This is a genomic window from Streptomyces sp. NPDC059851 (assembly GCF_042732005.1).
Classification (GTDB): domain Bacteria; phylum Actinomycetota; class Actinomycetes; order Streptomycetales; family Streptomycetaceae; genus Streptomyces.
The window spans coordinates 1-19,173 of the sequence record NZ_JBHWJJ010000153.1 but is presented as its reverse complement, the minus strand read 5'-3'; the positions used below and the strand labels follow the sequence as shown (position 1 = coordinate 19,173).

16 protein-coding genes are annotated in these 19,173 nt (G+C 74.2%); 7 read left to right on the top strand and 9 right to left on the bottom strand.

What is annotated here, in order from left to right; all coding sequences use genetic code 11:
- Positions 1 to 65 precede the first annotated feature (65 nt).
- Together ACFV7Q_RS33565 and ACFV7Q_RS33560 are read right to left on the bottom strand one after the other, a co-directional pair.
- Entirely contained in the window at positions 66 to 1,292 is a 1,227-nt protein-coding gene (locus ACFV7Q_RS33565; protein ID WP_385434433.1) for an Ig-like domain-containing protein, read from the bottom strand.
- 361 nt (positions 1,293 to 1,653) lie between these two features.
- Positions 1,654 to 2,874, bottom strand: coding sequence for an Ig-like domain-containing protein (locus tag ACFV7Q_RS33560; protein ID WP_385434431.1), 1,221 nt, complete (start codon positions 2,872 to 2,874; stop codon positions 1,654 to 1,656).
- Between the two features lie 180 nt (positions 2,875 to 3,054).
- On the opposite strand from ACFV7Q_RS33560, the gene glgX reads away from it, so the two are divergent.
- Positions 3,055 to 5,316 (top strand): glycogen debranching protein GlgX, encoded by a 2,262-nt coding sequence (gene glgX, locus ACFV7Q_RS33555; protein ID WP_385434427.1) that lies wholly within the window; start codon positions 3,055 to 3,057, stop codon positions 5,314 to 5,316.
- Between the two features lie 78 nt (positions 5,317 to 5,394).
- Here the strand turns inward: glgX and ACFV7Q_RS33550 are convergent, their stop codons facing one another.
- Genes ACFV7Q_RS33550 through ACFV7Q_RS33540 form a run of 3 tightly spaced genes read right to left on the bottom strand, consistent with a single transcriptional unit; the run spans position 5,395 to position 9,547 of the window.
- A complete protein-coding gene (locus ACFV7Q_RS33550) occupies positions 5,395 to 6,612 on the bottom strand; it encodes a hypothetical protein (protein WP_385434425.1) in 1,218 nt (405 codons plus the stop codon).
- Positions 6,609 to 8,345 (bottom strand): lipopolysaccharide biosynthesis protein, encoded by a 1,737-nt coding sequence (locus ACFV7Q_RS33545; RefSeq protein ID WP_385434423.1) that lies wholly within the window; start codon positions 8,343 to 8,345, stop codon positions 6,609 to 6,611. The genes ACFV7Q_RS33550 and ACFV7Q_RS33545 overlap by 4 nt, the downstream gene beginning before the upstream one ends.
- The gene (locus ACFV7Q_RS33540; RefSeq protein ID WP_385434429.1) at positions 8,342 to 9,547 is read right to left on the bottom strand and encodes a glycosyltransferase family 4 protein; all 1,206 of its coding nucleotides are present in this window, start codon (positions 9,545 to 9,547) and stop codon (positions 8,342 to 8,344) included. The genes ACFV7Q_RS33545 and ACFV7Q_RS33540 overlap by 4 nt, the downstream gene beginning before the upstream one ends.
- A 172-nt stretch (positions 9,548 to 9,719) precedes the next feature.
- Here ACFV7Q_RS33540 and ACFV7Q_RS33535 point away from each other — a divergent pair, with 172 nt between their 5' ends.
- On the top strand, positions 9,720 to 10,202 hold the full coding sequence (locus ACFV7Q_RS33535; protein WP_385434421.1) for an adenylyltransferase/cytidyltransferase family protein: 483 nt from the start codon (positions 9,720 to 9,722) through the stop codon (positions 10,200 to 10,202).
- On the opposite strand, the gene ACFV7Q_RS33530 is transcribed toward ACFV7Q_RS33535, so the two are convergent.
- Complete coding sequence (locus ACFV7Q_RS33530) at positions 10,183 to 10,902, bottom strand: CDP-alcohol phosphatidyltransferase family protein (protein ID WP_385434419.1); 720 nt, start codon at positions 10,900 to 10,902, stop codon at positions 10,183 to 10,185. The two genes, ACFV7Q_RS33535 and ACFV7Q_RS33530, sit on opposite strands and share 20 nt — an antisense overlap.
- 64 nt (positions 10,903 to 10,966) lie before the next feature.
- Positions 10,967 to 12,193 carry an MFS transporter gene (locus tag ACFV7Q_RS33525; RefSeq protein WP_385434417.1) on the bottom strand — a complete coding sequence of 409 codons (1,227 nt, stop codon included), beginning with the start codon at positions 12,191 to 12,193 and terminating at the stop codon, positions 10,967 to 10,969.
- A 71-nt stretch (positions 12,194 to 12,264) separates the two neighbouring features.
- Here ACFV7Q_RS33525 and ACFV7Q_RS33520 point away from each other — a divergent pair, with 71 nt between their 5' ends.
- Entirely contained in the window at positions 12,265 to 12,768 is a 504-nt protein-coding gene (locus ACFV7Q_RS33520) for a MarR family winged helix-turn-helix transcriptional regulator (RefSeq protein ID WP_385434415.1), read from the top strand.
- A gap of 37 nt (positions 12,769 to 12,805) precedes the next feature.
- Here the strand turns inward: ACFV7Q_RS33520 and ACFV7Q_RS33515 are convergent, their stop codons facing one another.
- Positions 12,806 to 14,335, bottom strand: a complete 1,530-nt coding sequence (locus ACFV7Q_RS33515; RefSeq protein ID WP_385434413.1) for a hypothetical protein — start codon at positions 14,333 to 14,335, stop codon at positions 12,806 to 12,808.
- A gap of 97 nt (positions 14,336 to 14,432) precedes the next feature.
- On the opposite strand from ACFV7Q_RS33515, the gene ACFV7Q_RS33510 reads away from it, so the two are divergent.
- The 4 genes from ACFV7Q_RS33510 to ACFV7Q_RS33495 are packed head-to-tail and all read left to right on the top strand — an operon-like array spanning position 14,433 to position 18,252.
- Positions 14,433 to 14,972 carry a WcaF family extracellular polysaccharide biosynthesis acetyltransferase gene (locus tag ACFV7Q_RS33510; RefSeq protein ID WP_385434411.1) on the top strand — a complete coding sequence of 180 codons (540 nt, stop codon included), beginning with the start codon at positions 14,433 to 14,435 and terminating at the stop codon, positions 14,970 to 14,972.
- On the top strand, positions 14,969 to 16,087 hold the full coding sequence (locus ACFV7Q_RS33505) for a glycosyltransferase (RefSeq protein ID WP_385434409.1): 1,119 nt from the start codon (positions 14,969 to 14,971) through the stop codon (positions 16,085 to 16,087). The genes ACFV7Q_RS33510 and ACFV7Q_RS33505 overlap by 4 nt, the downstream gene beginning before the upstream one ends.
- Before the next feature lie 40 nt (positions 16,088 to 16,127).
- Complete coding sequence (locus tag ACFV7Q_RS33500) at positions 16,128 to 16,802, top strand: hypothetical protein (RefSeq protein ID WP_385434407.1); 675 nt, start codon at positions 16,128 to 16,130, stop codon at positions 16,800 to 16,802.
- Positions 16,803 to 16,833: 31 nt separating this feature from the next.
- On the top strand, positions 16,834 to 18,252 hold the full coding sequence (locus tag ACFV7Q_RS33495) for a CoA transferase (protein WP_385434405.1): 1,419 nt from the start codon (positions 16,834 to 16,836) through the stop codon (positions 18,250 to 18,252).
- Positions 18,253 to 18,396: 144 nt separating this feature from the next.
- On the opposite strand, the gene ACFV7Q_RS33490 is transcribed toward ACFV7Q_RS33495, so the two are convergent.
- Entirely contained in the window at positions 18,397 to 19,074 is a 678-nt protein-coding gene (locus ACFV7Q_RS33490) for a hypothetical protein (protein ID WP_385434404.1), read from the bottom strand.
- Between the last annotated feature and the right edge of the window lie 99 nt (positions 19,075 to 19,173).

The following is a 19,173-nucleotide window of genomic DNA, read 5'->3' as shown; positions in this document are numbered from 1 at the left end:
GCCCGGTGCTGTGGGTCACAGCACCGGGCCACTTCGGGGGCGGTCCGACTACACGGCGGCGGGGACTACTTGATCCACTCCGCCCAGTCCATGTTCCAGCCGTTCAGGCCGTTGTCGGGGGCGATCTGCTTGTCCTTGGAGTTCTTCACGACGACCACGTCGCCGATGAGCGACTCGTTGAAGAACCAGGCGGCGGGCTGGTTGCCGTCGTTCCCGCCGCGGCTGTCCTTCAGGCCGACGCAGCCGTGGCTGACGTTGGTCGAGCCGAAGGTGCCGGCGGAGGCCCAGTAGTTGCCGTGTACGAAGGTGCCCGAGTTCGACAGGCGCATGGCGTGCGGGACGTCCGGGATGTCGTACTCGCCGCCGAAGCCGACGGTCGCGCCGTTCATCCGGGTCACCTTGTACTTCTCGCTGATGACCATCTGCCCGTTGTAGGTGGTCGTCGACGGGGCGCCCGCGGTGATCGGGATGTTCTTGATGACCTGGCCGTCGCGGACGACCTGCATGGTGTGTTCGGCCGCGTCGACCGTGGAGACCTGCGAGCGGCCGATGGTGAAGGTGACCGTACGGGTCTGCTTGCCGTAGACGCCGGGGCGGCCCTCGACACCGTCGAGCGCGATCTTCACGGTGACCTTGGTGCCCGCGGCCCAGTACTTCTCCGGGCGGAAGTCGAGGCGGTCGTTGCCGAACCAGTGGCCCTCGATCGGCACCGACGGCTCGGCCGTGACGGTGATGGCCTTCTCGACGGCCTCGGTGTTGGTGATGCCGCGACTGAAGTTGAACGACACCGGCATGCCCACGCCGACGGTCTGGCCGTCCTCCGGCGTGTAGTGGCCGACGAAGGTGTTCTTCGGGGTGAGGGTGGTGAAGGTGGTGTCCTTGGCGGACTCCCGGCCCGCCTCGTCCTTGGCGACGGCGTGCACCTTGTACTCGGTGGCCGCCGCCAGGTGGCGCGCCGGCTCCCAGCTCGAACCGTCGGCGGCGAGCTTGCCCTCCACCGCGTTGCCCTTGGTGTCGGCGACCGTCACGGTCGTGAGCTTGCCGCCGGTGCTCGTGATCTTCAGGACGCCGCTGGTGGCGACCTCCTTGGAGCCGTCGTCCGGCTTGACGCTGACCACGGCCTTCGACGCCTCGTTGCCGGCCTTGCCTCCCCCGGCGGCGCCGCCACCGTTGCCGGCCCCCGAACCGCCGCCCGAGCCGCCGCCGCTGCACGCGCTGGTGAACAGCAGTGCCGCTCCCAGCAGGAGGGCCGGCAGGCCGGTGCGGCGGGCGCGGCCGCGTATCGGCTGCAGGTTCACTCTTCTCTTCTCCCCATGTCCCCCGCGCGCGGACGGTCGCGCGCTTGTCGACAGGAAATCACATGGAGATATCACGAAGAGAAACGGTCATGTCACTGTTCCGTCCCAAGACGTGCGGAGCGGCTCCTCCTTCTCCTTGTCGCCGAGCGCCCCTGCAAGGTCTCGGATCCCGCCCCCGGACCGCCCGCGGGTGCGGGGGACGGTCACCGTGACCCGGCAGCCACATACGGACGGGCGGCGCCGGTGTCCCGGGCGGGGGCGCCGCTGACGGTGCCGGTGAGGGCGCCCGCGTACCGGACGACGCCGGTGTCGGTGCGCGGGCCCTCGCCGCCCGCCCGGCCGCGGACCCCGGGCGTCAGGCGATGGCGGAGCCGGCCACCCAGTCGGCCCAGGACATGTTCCAGCCGCCCAGTCCGTTGTTCGGGGCCACCGTCTTGTCCGTGGAGTTCACGACCTCCACCACGTCCCCGACCAGGGTCCGGTCGAAGAACCAGCCGGCGGGGCTGTCCGAGCCGCCGCCCCTGTCGTCGCGGAGCCCGATGCAGCCGTGGCTGACGTTGGTCGCGCCGAAGGTATCGGGACTGGCCCAGTAGTTGCCGTGCAGAAAGGTCCCGGAGGTGGTCAGCCGCATGGCGTGCGGGACGTCCGGGATGTCGTACTCGCCGCCGAAGCCGACGGTCTGGCCGTTCATGCGGGTGACGTCGAACATCTCCATCACCACCATCTTCCCGTTGTAGGTGGTGTTCTCGGGCGAGCCGGCGGTGATGGGGACGGTGGACAGGAGGTGTCCGTCGCGGCGGACCTCCATCGTGTGCGCGGCCGCGTCCACGGTGGAGACCTGCGAGCGGCCGACGGTGAACCTGACGGTCTTGTCCTGGACGCCGTATGCACCGGGGGCGCCCTGGACGTCGCGCAACCGCATCTTGACGGAGACCTCGGTGCCCGGCTTCCAGTACTGCTTGGGCCGGAAGTCGAGGCGGGTGCGGCCGAACCAGTGGCCGGAGACCTCCACGGCCGGGTCGGCGGTGACGGTGATGGCCCGCTCCACCTCCGCCCGGTTCTCGATGGGCCGGCTGAAGTTGAACGACACGATCATTCCGACGCCGACGGTGGAGCGGTTCTCCGGCTTGAAGTAGCCGATGAACCGCTCCCCGGGGACGTAGGTGGTGAAGGTGGTGTGCCGGGCCTGGCGGCGGTCGTGGCCGTCACGGGCGACCGCGTCGACGGTGTACTTGGCGGCGAGGGCGAGCTTCCCGGCCTCCGCGTCGGGGCTCCAGCTCAGACCGTCGGGGGCGATGCTGCCGGGGACGCGTTCCTCCTGGGCGTCCTCGACCTTGGTGACCACGACCCGCTCCAGGCGTCCCTCGGGCACGCGGACGGTCAGCGGGCCCTCGGCCGGGACCCCCGTGGCGTTGTCCTCGGGAGTGATCCGAATGGCCTCCTCGGGCGACCGGGGTTTGCCGGGCAGCTCGATCTCGACCGGTGGGCGGACCTCACCGGTGCATCCGGCCAGGCCGCCCAGCAGGCACGCCCATGCCGCCACGGCGGCCCAGCCCGCCCCTGTCCGCCTCGTCAGAAGTCTCACGCCCCCTCCAACGACCGGACCTCCCGGGGGAAACGTGGCCGCGGGCCACGTTCCGGGGAGAACTGTCCGGGCAGAACAGTGAGAAGGACCAGACGGGGGCGGGACCGGGCCGGGACGCCCGGGCCGCACAGCCCTGCCCCCGCCGGTACCCAGGAGCCGTGGAGGCGGGCAGTGTCGAGCGCAGCCGAGCAAGAGGCGGTGGATGCCGCCGCCGTGGGGCCAGTCGAGGCCCCGGGCGTTGTCGCGCAGGGCCGGGAGCCGGTGCGGCGGGCCGTGCCGCGCGAGGGGCCCCCGGTGTGGCCGGGGTCCTCGCACCCGCTGGGGGCCCGGTTCAGGGCCGGGCCGGCCGGGACGGCGGGCACCAACTTCGCGCTGTGGGCGCAGGGCGCGGAGGCCGTGGAGGTCTGCCTGTTCGACGCGGACGGGGCGGAGACCCGGTGCGCGCTCACCGAGCTGACGCACGAGATCTGGCACGGCTTCCTGCCGGGTGTGCGGCCCGGTCAGCGGTACGGGTTCCGGGTGCACGGCCGCTGGGACCCGTGGACGGGTGCCCGGTTCAATCCGGCGAAGCTGCTGCTGGATCCGTACGCGCGGGCCGTCGACGGCGACTTCGCCCTGCCCCCGGAGGTGTACGCGCACGTCCGGGACTGGCCGCAGCAGTACATCGCGGACACGGTGCGCGACGACCGGGACTCGGCGCCGTACGTGCCCAAGGGGGTGGTGGTCCACGATGACGACGACTGGGCGGACGACGTCCGGCCGAAGACCCCGTGGGCCGACTCGGTCATCTACGAGCTGCACGTGCGCGGGTTCACCATGCGCCACCCGGGGATCCCGCAGGAGCTGCGCGGCACGTACGCGGGCCTGGCCCACCCGGCGGCGATCGAGCACCTGACCCGGCTCGGGGTGACGGCGGTCGAGTTGCTGCCCGTGCACCAGTTCGCGCACGAGGACCACCTGCTGCGCCGGGGGCTGCGCAACTACTGGGGCTACAACTCGATCGGCTACTTCGCCCCGCACGCCGGCTACTCCTCGTCCGGTACGGCCGGGCAGCAGGTCGGCGAGTTCAAGCGGATGGTGAAGGCGCTGCACGCGGCGGGGATCGAGGTCATCCTCGACGTGGTCTACAACCACACGGCGGAGGCGGGCGAGCTGGGCCCGACCCTTTCGCTGCGCGGGATCGACAACCGGGGCTACTACCGGCTCCAGTCCGACCAGCGCCGCTACGCCGACTACACCGGCTGCGGGAACACCCTGCACGCGGGCCGTCCCCACGTCCTGCGCCTGATCACGGACTCCCTGCGGTACTGGGTGACGGAGATGGGCGTGGACGGTTTCCGCTTCGATCTGGCGGCGGCGCTGGCCCGGTCCATGCACGACGTGGACATGCTCTCGCCGTTCCTCGCGGTGATCGCCCAGGACCCGGTCCTCCGGCGGGTGAAGCTGATCGCCGAGCCGTGGGACGTGGGCTCGGGCGGCTACCAGGTGGGGGCCTTCCCGCCGCTGTGGACGGAGTGGAACGACCGCTACCGGGATGCCGTGCGGGACTTCTGGCGGGGCGCGCTGCCCGACGTACGGGACCTGGGGTACCGGCTGTCGGGGTCGAGCGACCTGTACGCGTGGGGCGGGCGGCGGCCGTACGCCTCGGTGAACTTCGTGACCGCCCACGACGGCTTCACCCTGCGGGACCTGGTGTCGTACGAGCGCAAGCACAACGAGGCCAACGGCGAGGCGGGCCGGGACGGCACCAACGACAACCGCTCGTGGAACTGCGGGGCGGAGGGCGAGACGGCCGACGCCCGGATCCGCCGGCTCCGGCGGCGGCAGCTGCGCAACCTGTTGACCACGCTGCTGCTGTCGACGGGGGTCCCGATGCTGGTGGCGGGCGACGAGTTCGGGCGGACCCAGGGCGGCAACAACAACGCGTACTGCCAGGACAACGAGACGGGCTGGGTGGACTGGTCGCTGCTGGACGATCCGGCGTGGCGGGAGCTGTGCACGCTGACGGAGCGTCTGGTGGCGCTGCGCCGCCGACACCCGGTGCTGCGCCGGCGGGCGTTCTTCTCGGGCCGTGCCCACGGCGCGGACGGGCTGCGGGACCTGGCCTGGTTCACCCCGGCGGGCCAGGAGATGACGGAGCGGGACTGGTACGCACCGACCGCCGCCCTCGGCATGTACCTGTCCGGGCGGGACATCCCGGGGCGGGACGCACGGGGCCGGCAGGTCGGCGACGACAGCTTCCTCGCGCTGCTGCACGCGGGGGACCGGCCGCTGTCCTGGCTGCTGCCGGGGCCGCCGTGGGCGCAGGAGTACGAGCTGCTGCTGGACACCGCGCGGGAGGACCAGGCCGCGCCGCCTGGCACCCGGCACCGCGGCGGTCAGACGCTCACGGTGCCGGCGCGGTCGGTGCTGTTGCTGCGGGTGGCGGACTGACGGGGCGCGGAACGGGGGCGGGCCCCCCTTGCGGCCCCTGCGCCTCCTGCGGCCCCTGCGGCCGCAGTGGGACGCGGGTCAGGCGGCCGCCGCCACCTGCTCGGCGGGCACCCTGAGGCGGGCCGCCCGCAGCCAGCCGGCCGCGGCCTTGAGTGCGGAGCCCGCCGCCAGGCCCCAGGCCGCGCCGGCGACGCCGAAGGCCGCGTAGCCGCCGAGCAGGAACGCCACCGACAACAGGGAGAACACCACCTGGAGGGAGAGCGTGGCCTTCGGGTCGAGCACCCGCAGGGTGAGCAGGGCGCACGTGCCCAGGCCCATCACCGCGTACTGGGCACCGGTCGCCGGCAGCAGTGCGGCCGCCGCCCCCCAGGTGTCCCCGAGCAGCTGCCGGCCCAGGGTGTCGGGCAGCGCGTACAGCACGGCCGCCCAGCCGGCGCCGAGCACCGCGAGCGCGACGCCCATCAGCAGGGTCAGCCGGAGCACGCCCCGCTTGCCGGGGGCCCGGCCGACCACCGGCGGACCGAAGGCGTTCGCGGAGTTGAACAGGACGTTCAACGGCCCGAAGAGGGTGGTGGCGCCGCGCAGCGCGCCCACCGCGAGCGGCGTGCCGAAGACGCCGAGGCCGAGGACCGCGAGCTGGCTGGAACCGTTGCCGACGGCGAACTCCACCACGAACCGCTGCCCGAGGTGGCCGCGCCGCAGGTACGGGCGCAGGTCGGCCCGCGCCCCGCGCACGTACGGGCGGAGCAGCAGCAGGCCCAGCCCCAGGGCCGGGAGCGCGGACAGCCCCCACACCAGCACCAGTCGCCCGGGCGGGGCCCCTTCGGGCTGGGCGAGCAGGGCGCCCACGACGCACACCAGCCGCAGTGCGTCCGCGGCGAGGGCCCGCTCGGGGGTGCGCAGCGCGGAGAAGCAGTACCGCAGGCCGTCCTGGACGAGGACGAGCGGCAGGACCAGGCCCAGGGCGAGGAAGGCCCACCCGACGGCGCCGGGCAGCGCCAGGCCCGTGACGGCGAGGACCGCGCCGGCGGCGGCCGCGGCGGCCGCGGTGAACCCGACCGCCGAGCGGCACACGGTGCCGAGCCGGTCGCCGTCCTTCTCCAGGACCACCGTCTGGCCGACGTACGCCATGTTCAGCCCGAGGAGCACGCTGAACGCCACGTACACCATCGAGAAGTCGGCGAAGCCGGCGGCGGAGGACAGCCGGGCGGCCAGCACCAGCACGAGGATGTTGGTGGCGCTGGAGGCGGCCTGGTCCAGGACCGAGGAGACGGCGGCGAGGCCCCGCCGGCTCACCTGTTGCCCATGCGGACCGTGCGCAGCGCCACGGTGTCGGTGCCGTCACCGGGGATGTGCTGGTCCTGCCCGGCCGGCTGCCGGGTGAGCGGCTGCGGCTGGGGCTGCGGCCGGGGCGCGGGCGCCGGGGCCGGAGCCGGGGAGCCGCCCTCGGACTTGCCGCCGCGACCGCGCTTCTCGACGGGCAGCGGGGCGTGCACGACGGCGCCGAGCACGGTGCCGCCGGCGCCGGTGATCAGCTCGCGGATCCGGGACAGGTCGCTGCGGTGCACGGCGCGCGGGTCGCAGACGACGAGGACGCCGTCGACGCGGTCGACGAGGGCGAGGGCGTCGGCGTACGACAGGACGGGCGGGGCGAGCACCACGACGGTGGAGTTGGGCGAGTCGGCCTCGGAGATCAGCCGGGTGGCGCGCGGGGAGGTCAGCGCGCGGGCCACGTTGCGGACGCGGTCGCCGGGGATCAGGTCGAAGGCGCCGGACTCGCCGGCGTCCACGACGAGCTGGCGCCCGTCGGGCCAGTCGGAGTCGCCCTGGGCGGGGGCGCCCGGCATCTGGCTCCAGCGCGGACGGCCGCCCGCGTCGGTGGGCAGCTGGCTGGCCAGGACCGGGGTGCGCAGATCGGCTTCGATGAGCAGGACGTCCTTCCCGGTCTCGGCGAAGGAGGCGGCCAGGTTCACGGCCACGGCGGCGGCGATCTCGCTGCTGCCGCGCGGGGCGACGACGAGCAGCCGGCGCCGGTCGGCGAAGCGGGCGTCGTAGGCGAGCCGGAAGGCGACCTGGCGGAACTCCTCCGCGAGGCGGGGGTCCTCCTCGCCGGCCGCGAGCAGCGGCCCGCCGGCGCTCTTGTCCCGCGGCAGGGAGCCCAGGACGGGGGCGCGCAGGGCGCGCGCGACATCGCCCTCGGAGCGCGGCGCCGGGTCGAAGACGAGCCGGACCCAGGCGGCGAGCAGGCCAAGGGCGAGGCCCACGGCGGCGCCGAGGGCGAGGGACATGGGGATGCCGGGCCCGTCGCCGTCGCTGGGCGGGGTGGCGGCGCTGGTGACCCGGCCGGGGGTCATGTCCAGGGCCTGGAGTTTGGCTATGTTGCTGTTGAGGGTGTTGACCTTGCTCTGCAGGTCGGTCTTGGAGGAGTACGCGGCGTCGCGCGCCGGGCCGGCCGGCATGCCGTTGATCTGCTTGACGAGTTCGTCGAGCTGCTTGGCGACGGGGTCGCGCTGCTCCTGGTAGCCCTTGACCATCTTGTCTCGGGTGACGTCGAGCGCCTCCTGCCGCTTGAGCAGGTAGGCGTCGGTCATCGCGTTGGCGCGCTTCGCGGCCTCCTTGGGGGAGGAGGCGGTGTAGGTGAAGCGCAGCACCATGGTCTGGGGCGGGTTGGTCACCTGGAGTCCGGCCCGCAGCTCGGCGAAGTCCTTCGAGGACACGCCGAGCTTCTTGGCGGCCTCGTTGGCGATGGAGCTGGAGAGCGCGACCTGGCGCTCCGAGCCGATGTTGATCGCCTTGTCGGGGGCGAGGCTGGGGTTGAACGGGTCGTCGGTGGGCGCGCGCAGGACCACGTCCGTGGTCGCGACGTACGTGTCGGCGGTGGAGATGCCGAGGTAGACACCGCCCAGCAGTCCGACGCCTATGCCCGCGCCGATGAGCCGTCGGTAGCGCAGGAGCTGGCGGAACTGGTCCCGGAGGAGGTCGGGTTCGTCCTCGGCCGGGACCGCTGCGGGGCGGTTCGTCTCGATCACGGCTGCGGACCCCCAAGTGCTTCGTCTATCAGTGCGTCGATGCGGGCCAGGCCCGCGTCACGGCTCAGGTGGGCCGCCACGTGGCGGGGCCCGGCCGCCCCCAGTGCGTCCGCGCCCTCGGGGTCCTCGGCCAGGACCCGTACGGCCTTCAGCAGGGCCTCGGGGTCCTCCGGCGGTACGAGCACCCCTGCGCCCGAACGTTCCACTTCCTGGGCGGTGCCGCCTTCCGCCGCCACGGAGGCGACGACGGGACGGCCGGCCTGGAAGTAGGAGGTCAGTTTGGACGGCACGCTCATGTCGAGCACGGCCGCATGCTGTGTCACGGCGAGTACGTCCGCCGCCGCGAGGATATCCGGGAACTCTCCGTCGGCGGCAGGGGGGATGATGTCCAGGTTCGGGACGTCGGCCGACAGGGCTTCCAGGGCGGGGCGCTGGCTGCCGTCGCCCATGAGGACGAAACGGACGCTCGGGTCCAGCCGGGCGGCACCGACGAGGACCTCCAGGCCCTGCTTGAGTCCCATGTTGCCGGAGTGCAGCACGACGGTCTGGCCGGGCGCCCAGCCGAGGTGGTGGCGGGTCTCGCCGCGCGGCTTGGTCGGCTGGGGGACGTGGGACCAGTTGGGCACCAGGCGGATCTTCCTCGGGTCCACGCCCATGCCGACGACCCGGTCGACGAAGGTTTCGTGGATGACGCCGACGAGGGTGGCCCGCTTCAGGGCGTAGGCCTCCGCGCGCCCGGCGAGGGCGGCGGCCTTGTCACCGCCGCTGATGCCGCTCTGCGCCGCGGCGGCGCCCATCAGGTCCTGTACGACCGGGACGAAGGGGACCTTCCACTTCGCGGCGAGGCGGGCGGCGAGCACGCCGCCGGCCAGGCTGGGCATCTGGGCCATGACCGCGTGCGGTCGGGGCATCCGGGGCGGGGCCGCGGCGCCGTGAAGGAGAATCGATCCTTCGAACAGGGCCCGCTTCACGGCGGTCTGGACGGCGGGCACGGTGTGCGCGCGCCGGTGCACGGTGACTCCCGCGCGCCGTTCCGTGCGCCGCAGTGCGCCCTTGTACTCCGGTTCGAGCGACCACGACGGGTAGTGCGGCATGCCGGCGAGGACGTGCGTCTCGTGGCCGAGATCCGCCCAGTGCTCCGCGATCTGGGTGGCGTACGGACCGATTCCCGCGTGCTCGGGAGCGTAATTGGTGGAAACCAGCAGCAAGCGCCGGTGACCGGATGTGGACACGTGAGGTCCCCTTCTCCCCAGGATGATGCGCACGTCACCCTATTCGTTCACCGGCACGCCGCGGAACGTGCACGCTATTGTCTGCTAATCCACCACACCGGGGGGTGTGGTTGCTGGGGGGTAACTCATGACGGAGCGGGACATGTCCGAACTTGGCGCTGGGGCGCGCAGACCGTATCGAGTCGGCTATGCGCCGGGCGCGTACGACCTCTTCCACATCGGACACCTCAACATCCTCCGGCACGCCCGGAGTCAGTGCGACTACCTGGTGGCCGGCGTGGTGTCCGACGAGATGGCCGAACTGGCCAAGGGGCGCCGCCCGATGATCCCGCTGGTGGAGCGGCTGGAGATCGTCCGCAGCGTGAAGTACGTGGACGCCGCGTTCGTCGAGACGGTTCCGGACAAGGTGGAGACCTGGAAGCAGGTCCGCTTCGACGTGCTCTTCAAGGGCGACGACTGGCGGGGCACCCCCAAGGGGCACAAGCTGGAGCGGGACTTCGCGGCCGTCGGCGTCGACGTCGTGTACTTCCCGTACACGGTGCACACGTCCAGCACCCAGCTGCGCCGGGCCCTGGACGCGCTCGCCGAACCGCCCTCGGAGTCCGTCACCGCGGAACGGCGCTGAGCTCCCGGAACCACTTCGCGAGGAACGCCAGCAGGAACAGCCCCGCGACGGCGCCCAGCCCGGCGTAGGCCCAGCGGAACGGCGCCCCGCCGAGCAGCAGGAAGACCAGGCAGAACACCCCGTAGTCCACGGGCAGCAACGCCACCGCGCGCAGCGTCGACGGCGCGGCGGCGGGGCTGCCGGGGGCCGGCTTGGGCTTGAGCTTCTCGGTCAGCAGCCCCCCGAAGAAGGTGACGATCGCGGCGAACTGGAAGCCCAGCGGCACCAGCAGCCAGCCCGCGCCGCCCGTCCCGTACGCCTCGGGGAAGCGGTAGAAGGCGATCAGCACGCAGGTGTGCAGCGCCGTCAGCTTGGCGCAGTCCACGACGTGGTCCAGCCATTCGCCGGCCGCGCTGCCCCCGCCCCGCAGTCGGGCCAGCTGCCCGTCGGCGGAGTCGAAGGCGAAGCCGACGGCCAGGGCCGCCCACACGGCGACCCCCAGCCCCCAGGAGGGCGCGGCCAGGGCGACGGCGGCCACGGCAGCGAAGCTGAAGGCGGCACTGACCAGCGTCACCTGGTTCGGGGTCAGTCCGAGGACGTAGCAGGAGGCCGCCAGGTACCGCCCCGCGGGCCGGTTGACGTACCGCGAGTAGAGCGAGACCCCCTTCGCCGACTTCTGCGCCCCGCGCAGCTCCCGCAGCGCGGCTCCGAAACGTGACATGCGTACCCCTGATCCCGGCGGCGGCACACGTGCGCGGGTGAGGCACGTGCGTACGAAGGCCACATCATCGCAGGGTGCGGACGGGATCCCGGTCCACCGACTGCCGGCGGATGTCCGGAAGGAGCAGCACCCCGAGGTTCGCGGCGGCAGTCAGTGCGGCGGCGGCCAGCAGCGGCGCCGCGGTCCCCGTGACCCCCGCCAGCGGGGCGGCCGCCGCCAGGCCCACCGGGCGGACCGCGAACGAGATGAGGGAGTCGAGGGAGCCGACCCGGCCCAGCGCCTCCAGCGGGATGCGGCGCTGCAACTCGGTCTCCCACAGGGGGCTGAGCACCCCCAGCCCGAACAACGCGACGCAGTGGGCGGCGGCCGTCACCGCCAACGGCAGCCGCAGCGCGAGGGCGGCGAGCGGCAGGGCCTGCACGGCGGCCCCGACGGCCACGCCGTGCAGCGGGCTACGGATCGGCAGCCGGCCGGCCGCCCAGACCCCGACGAGCATCCCGACCGTGCCCGCCTGGGCGATGACGACCCAGGAGCCGGCCCCGCCCAGGCTCTCCACGGCGATCAGCGGCCCGAGGGCGAGCAGCAGCCCGGCGGCGAAGTGCCAGACCCCGTGCGCGAGGACATTGGCGAGGAACCACGGGTGGCGCCGGGCCTCGGCCCAACCGCCCCGCAGTTCGGCGGCGAAACCGGCCCGGGCCGCGGGGCCGCCGGCAGAACCAGCGGAGCCCGGGGCCTCGGCGGTGGGGCGCAGTCCGCCGAGGGTGAGCGCGGAGGCGGCGAACAGTGCGGCGGTGAGGAGGGAGGACCAGCCGGCCCCCAGGGCCAGCATCATGCCGCCGGCCGCGGCGGGTCCGGCGATCTGGGCGAGGCCACCGGCCACCGCCAGCCGGGAATTGACGCGCAGCCGGTCCGGGGCCGGGACGACGGTGGCGACGAGGGTGCGGACGGAGGGGTTGCCGAAGGCGACGCCGGCTCCGGTGACCGCGGCGAGCACGGCGAGCCAGCCGATCCGCACGGGGCCGGTGAGCAGCAGGATTCCGGTGGCGGCCTGGGCGGCGGCGCGGACCAGGTCGGCGGCGAGCACGACCCGCCGGGCGGGGTGGCGGTCGGCGACGACTCCGGCGACGGGCAGCAGGAGCAGCATCGGCAGCAGCTCGCTCGCGAGCACGACGCCGAGGTCTCCGGCCGAACCGGTGGGCACGACGGCCAGGGTGAGGGTGGTGGGGATGAGGGCGGTGGCGAGGGCCGCGGCGGTGCGGCCGGCGAGGAGCCGCCGGATCGACGAGGTCATGACAGCGAGGCTATTTCGCCAGCGAATCATTCGTCAACGAAATATCCGCGTGGTGGTGCGATACTTCCGCCATGGACGCAGCGGACCCCGAGGACTCAGTAGACCGCCACATCGCCCGCTGGAGCGGCAAGGTGCCCTTCGACGTGCCCACCGAGGGGGTCATCACCCGGATCCAACTGCTGGCCAAGCACGTCAAGTACGGCAAGGAGCGGGCCCTGGCCGAGACCGGGCTGCAGGAGTTCGAGTTCGAGACCATGCACCGGCTCGCCTCCCGCGGTAAGCCCTGGCGCGCCCCGTCCGCCGAACTCGCCGCCGAACTGCTTCTCTCCCCCGCCGGGATGACCGGCCGCCTCGACAGCCTGGAGAGGTCGGGGCTGATCCGCCGGGTCCGCGCCGAGGGCGACCGCCGCCGCGTCGACGTCGAGCTGACCGGCACCGGGCACAAGCGGTGGAGCGAGGCCATGCGCTGGCGCGGCCTCGCCGAGGCGGAGATGGTCGAGCCGCTCGACGACGCGGACCGCGCCGCGCTCTCGGCCCTCCTCAAGCGCATGCTGCTGCACGTCGAGTCGAGGTGACCCCGGCCCACCGCCCCGGCAGGGACGACCTGGCCGGTCAGCGCAGGGTGGTGGACTTGTCCGTCCGGTACGTCGCCACGAGCGCCAGGCACAGCGCCGCGATCGCCACCCGGCCCGAGGCCTGGAGCAGCGGCCCGCGCAGCAGGATGAACGAGTACCCGGCGACCAGCGGGACGACCACCGAGATCAGGCTGCCCGGGGGCGCCCGGCGGGTGGCCCGCTTGGCGTAGCGCCGGTCCACGCGCGCGGCCGCGTACCCCATGCCCAACAGCCCCGCACCCATGCCCAGGGGGCCGAAGTCGATCCACAGCTCCGCCCAGATCGGGGAGGAGAGGTTGGTGTTGACCGTGCCCATCCACTGGCCGACCATCACGCCGGTGTCCCGCGGCTTCCCGGGCCAGACCGAGCGCGGCACCGCGAAGAACACCGATCCCGCGAGCTGGCGGCCGTAGTAGTGGCCGGGCCCCGACTCGGAGAAGGTGATCGTGTTCGCGAACATGCCGATCTGGTCGTAGTCCTTGAGCGCCAGCGGCTCCAGGAACGAGGTCGTCTCGACCGGCCTGTAGTTCTTCTCGTCGTACCGGAAGCGGTCCGCGAAGGGGAACAGCAGCAGGGCCACCACCACCGCCATCGACAGCGCGACCCGGTACATCGCGGCGCTCACCGGGAAGACGGTGAAGAGCAGCGCGAACATGACGGTCAGGAACCAGTAGCGCGGGTTCGAGATCGGGTTGTTGACGACCAGGTTCAGCGCGCACAGCGCCCCCCAGGTCACGATGATCGACACCTTGCGCCGGGCGTACTTCGAAGTGATCAGCCACCGCGTGTACAGCAGCAGGGCGAGCAGCGCCGGCACCGTGCCGAAGCCGCGCAGGAACGCCTGCCCGGCCTGGCCGTCGCCGTTGGAGACGCCCGCCTCCTCGATGCCCGCGATGATCTCCTGGCGGCTGGAGAAGAACACCGCCGGGCCGCCGAGCTTGAGGATGAAGACGCCGCTGCACAAGAAGGCCAGCACGGTCAGCAGCTGGAGGCGGCGCCGGTGCGCCATCGCCGGACGGCGCTCCTTGCGGGAGCCGCCCGCCCGCCCGGCGGGCCGGTGACGGGCCAGCAGCACACCGACGTCGAACGCGGTGCAGCCGAGCAGGACCAGGCCGATGGCCACGGTGAGGTCGGAGCGGGGACCGACCACCGGGGTGGGCACCCGGCCCAGGACCGCCTGGGCGAGCGGGGCCACCCCCATCGCCATGTAGACGAAGAGCCAGAAGGAGCCCTGGAGCAGCTTGCGGCGGCTGGTCAGCACCATCGCCGAGAGCCGGGCGCCCGCGTACATGGTGAGCAGGAGTTGGAGCCAGAAGGCCGCGTCGCGCTGGCCGTCGCCGGACTGGCTGGCGACGAACAGCGGCAGGAAGACGGTGAAACCGAGGATGAGCGGGACGGACAGCGCGCGCGAGAGCAGCGTGCGGGGGCTGGTGACCCGGCCCCAGCGCTTCGCGTCCGCCTCCTCGAAGGGGTTGCGCGCTTCCGGCCGGAACGCCGCCAGGAGGGGGTTGCGTATCTCCGTTGCCACTGCTGCCCCCACCCCATGTGCCTGGTCCGCGCGCAGTCTAGTCTGAGCGGGCCGCGCCGGGGAGGCGCGGCCGGGGTGGAACGACGAGGGGCAAGCGTTGCGTGATCTTCCTGCCTTCACGCTGGCCGGATACGACAAGGGGCGCGGGCTGCTGACCCAGGCGCTCTGGTTCGCCGTGATGAACACGGTGTTCATGGCGTGGTTCTGCCCCGCCCGGCTGCGGGTGGCGCTGCTGCGCGCGTTCGGCGCGCGGATCGGCGACGGCGTCCTCATACGCCACCGGGTGCGGGTGCTGTGGCCGTGGAAACTCACCGTCGGCGACCACACGTGGATCGGCGAGGGGGCCTGGGTCCTCAACCTGGAACCGGTCACCATCGGGTCGCACGTGTGCATCTCGCAGGAGGCCATGCTGTGCACGGGCTCCCACGACCACCGCGCCGCGGACTTCCGCTACCGCAACGCGCCGATCACCGTCGAGGACGGGGCGTGGGTGGCGGTACGGGCGACCGTGCTGGCCGGGGTCAACGTCGGCCGCTGCGCGGTGGCGGGCGCCGGATCGGTGGTCCACAAGGACCTCCCCGCGCTGACCCTGCAGACCCTGGACGGGCAGCGCCGCCCGGTGGAGGAGCCGAAGTGAGAGTCCTGCACGCCGTCACCCTGCACTCCCCCGCGAACGCCTTCGGCGGGCCGGTGCGGGTCGCGCTCAACCTCGCCGGAGGGCTGCGGGCGCGCGGCCACGAGGCCGGCCTGGTGGCCCTCGGCGAGGGCTTCGGCGACCCCTGGCCCACCTCGGTGGAGGGCGTTCCCGCGCGGCTGTTCCCGGCCCGCCGGCTGCTCCCCCTCGGCTTCAGCGGCATCACCTCGCCCGCCCTGCTGGCCTCGGCCGGACGTCTCGTACGGGACGCCGACGTGGTCCACGTCCACCTGGCCCGGGACCTGGTCACCCTGCCCGTGGCCCTGGCGGCCCTGCGCGCCGGGCGGCCGCTCGTGCTCCAGACCCACGGCATGGTGGACCCGAGCGGCAAGCTGCTCGCCAAGGTCCTCGACGCGCTGGCCGTACGCCGGCTGCTGCGCGGCGCCGACGCGGTGCTGTACCTCACCCCGTACGAGCGCGACGCGCTCGACGCCGTCGTCGGCGGTCCGCTGCCGGGTGCGGTCCGGCTCGTCAACGGCACCCCGGCGCAGGAAGCCCGTCCGGCCGCGAGCGGCCCGCCGCGCATCCTGTACTCGGCCCGCCTCCACGCGCGCAAGCGCCCGGTGGACTTCGTCGACGCGGCCCCGGCCGTCCTGGCCGCGCACCCGGACGCGGAGTTCGTGGTCGCGGGCCCCGACGAGGGCGAGCGGGCCGCGGTCCTGGCCCGCATCGCGGAGCTCGGCCTGACCGACCGGTTCACCGTGCCGGGGGCGCTGACCAGCGCCGAGGTACGGGCGGAGCTGCGGCGGGCCCACGTGTACGTGCTGCCGTCGGTGGACGAGCCGTTCCCCATGTCGGTGCTGGAGGCCCTCGCCGTGGGCGTCCCGACGGTGGTGACCCACTCCAACGGGCTGGCCAAGGACGTCGCTGCGGCGGGCGCCGGGCTCGCCGTCGAGCCGGGGCCGGCGGGCGTGGCTCCGGCGGTCCTGTCCCTGCTGGACCCGGCGGCGAACGCGGCCGCTTCCCGGGCGGCCCGGACCCTGGCGGCGGAGTCCTTCTCCATGGACGCCGTCCTCGACACCCTGCTGCCCGTCTACGGGGCCGCGCTGCGCCGCTGAACCGCCGGCCGTTGTCGGTGGCCCGGCCTAGCCTGGGCCCATGGGGATCTACGTGGTGTCCGTGGACGCCGACGACTGGACGGACGGGGAGGTACGGGGACCGCTCGGCGCCGCGCTCGACGGGGAGTTGGCGCGGCGGGGGCTCGGCGCCTTCACCCCGACCGCCCCGCAACCGACGGCGGGCGGCGGGCGGGAGGCCGGTCCGCACGCCCGGTCGGGCCCGTCCGGGCTGCTGGGCCGCTTCGGCCGGCGGAAGCGGCCGGCGCGGCCGGAGGGACCGCCCGACCGGTTCGAGGAGAAGGTGAACCGGCCGTACGACGGCCTGGAGGCGCTGTGCCGGGCGCAGCCCGCCGAATGGCGGTGCCAAGAGGCCCTGCTGGACTGGGACGTACTGGTGCCGGTCGACTTCCACGGCGTCATCCGACTGGCGGTCCCGGCCGAGCTCGACGGCGACGGGGCCCGGGTCCGCAGCGCCCACCGCACGGCGGAGGCCGGCCGGCGGTTGGCCGGGGTGCTGGGGCTCCCGGACCGGGTGCCGCGGGACGGCGGGCCCCTCGCGCTGACGAACTGGTTCTCCCGCCCGGCCGTGCGGCAGGACGCGGCTGAGGAAGCCGGAGCCTGGCGGGACGACCTGGACGCCGCCTACTTCACCGCGCTGTACCTGGGGGCCGCCGAACATGCGCTGCGCCGCGGCTGCGCCATCGCCTACGGCTGACGGCCGGGCCTCCGCGGCCCAGAATGAGCGCATGATCATAGATGACGACGGGGACGCGGCGACCCGGCAGGCCTGGACGGCGCTCGGCGGCGCGCCCGGGCTGAGCGGGCGGGTGCGGTACCGGGGCACCGGGGCGCTGGGATCGGCGCGGCTGCCGGTGCGCGGACTGGCACGGGCGACGGTGGGGGCCTGCTCCCTGGCCGCCGCCGAACTGGCGGCCGTACGGGCCGGAAGGGCGGTGGCGGACCTGCCCGGCCTGGTGGTCGACGAGGGAGCCGTGTCGACCGCGTTCACGAGCGAGCGGCACCTGCGGGTCGACGGGCGGGCCCCGGTGTCGTTCGCGCCGCTGTCGGGGTTCTGGCGCACCGCCGACGGGTGGCTGCGCACGCACGCCAACTATCCGCACCACCGGGCCGCGCTGGAGCGCGCGCTCGGGGCCGGCGCCGGGGCCGGCGGACTGACGCCGGAGCGGCTGCGGGCGGAGCTCGCCGGGCGGAAGGCCGTCGAGGTGCAGGACGCCGTGTACGCGGCGGGCGGGCTGGCGGTGGCCGTGACCCACGGGTTCGGGGCGCCGCAGCCCCTGGTGGAGGTACGGGAGACCGGCGGACGCGGCCGACGGCTCGGGCCGGGCCGGCAGCCCGCCTCCGGGATCCGGGTGCTCGACCTGACCCGGGTGATCGCCGGGCCGGTCGCCACCCGCACGCTGGGACTGCTCGGCGCCGACGTCCTGCGCGTCGACCCGCCCGCGCTGCCCGAGGCGGACGACGCCCACGCCGACACCGGCTTCGGGAAGCGTTCGGCGTGCCTCGACCTCGCCGACCGGGCGGACCGCGAGGTCTTCGAGGAACTGCTGGCGGGGGCCGACGTGCTGGTCGCGGGGTACCGGCCCGGGGCCCTCGACCGGTACGGCCTGTCCGCCGGGGACCTCGTGGCGCGGCGGCCGGGGCTGGTGGTGGCCCAGGTGTGCGCCTGGGGGTGGCGCGGTCCGTGGGCGGGGCGGCGGGGCTTCGACTCGCTCGTCCAGGCGGGGTACGGGATCGCCGCGGCCGAGGCCGGCGCCGACGGGGCACCGGGGGTACTGCCCGCGCAGGCGCTGGACCACGGGACGGGGTACCTGCTGGCCGCCGGGGTGTTGCGCGCGCTGGCGGAGGGCGGCGGGCGGGTGCTGCGGTTCTCACTGGCCGGGACGGCGTCCTGGCTGGTCCGGGAGGTGCCCCGGCAGCCGTCGGTCTCCGGCGGGTCCGCGGGGGCCGGCGGCGTCTGCGCCGGTGCCGCCGACCGGCCCGGGGCGTACGGGCCCGGACCGTGGCTGCGCGAGATCCCGTCGGCGTACGGCGCCCTGCGGTACGCGGCCCCGCCGCTGGCCGCGGGCCCGGGCGACTGGCCCGCAGGACCCTCGCGCTGGGGCACGGACCCGGCCCGCTGGCTCCCGGCCGGTGACTGCCCGTAGACGAAGGCCACCGCGTGGGGGCCGGCCCCTGCGTCCGGGCCGGGCCGCGGTCGGGCCGTGCAGTGCGGGGCCGGACGAAGCGCGCCCCCGCCCGGCCCGGTGGTCCGGGCCCGGCGGGGGCGCTGGTGGTGGTGCGGGGGCGCGTTACGCGGGGATCCAGGCGTAGCAGCCGGTGGAGGTGAACTCCGCCGCGCCCGCCGGGATCGCTGCCGTGATCTTGTCACCGGGCTTCGGGGGGGTCTCGGGGCCGGAGGCCAGCACCGCACCGTCCTTGCCCTTGACCTGCCAGGTGCAGGCCGTGCCCTGGGTGGTCAGCGCCCGGTAGGTGCCCTGGGCGGGCGCCGGGCGGGTGCCGTCGGGGAAGCCCTTCTCGGCGGCGGCCAGGATCGGCTTCTGCTCCGGGCACAGGTGGTTGATCGCGTTCGTCGCGTCGGGGATCTCGCCGGTGATGACGGCCCCCGTCGCCGCGTCCTTGTCGCGCTTGGCCGTGCGCTCCACCCGCTGGCAGGACTCCTGACCGGTCTGCAGGAAGGCCGCCGGGTCCATCTTCTCGGGCACCCGGCCGCTGAGGTACTTCTTCTCCTTGTCCGTGAAGCTGCCCGTCTTCGGGGTGAGCTTCGCGTCCGGGAGGACGGGGCCCGTCGGCTTCGCGCCCGGCGACGGGGGCGTCCCGGTGGCGTCCGCCGGGTCCGGGACCGACGAGGCGGCCGGCGGCTTGGGCTCGGCGGCCTCGTCGGACCTGCCGTCCCCGTCGGAGCTGCAGGCGGTCAGGGTCAGGGCTGCGGCCAGCAGAACAGCAGCCGCGGCGGAGCGTCGGTACATCAGGAGGGCTCCTGTACTTGCCGGTTGTTCGGAGGGACGGAGCGAGCGCGGGGGGCCGCGGGGGATGGGCGGGCCCCCCCCCCACCCCGGGGGGTAAGA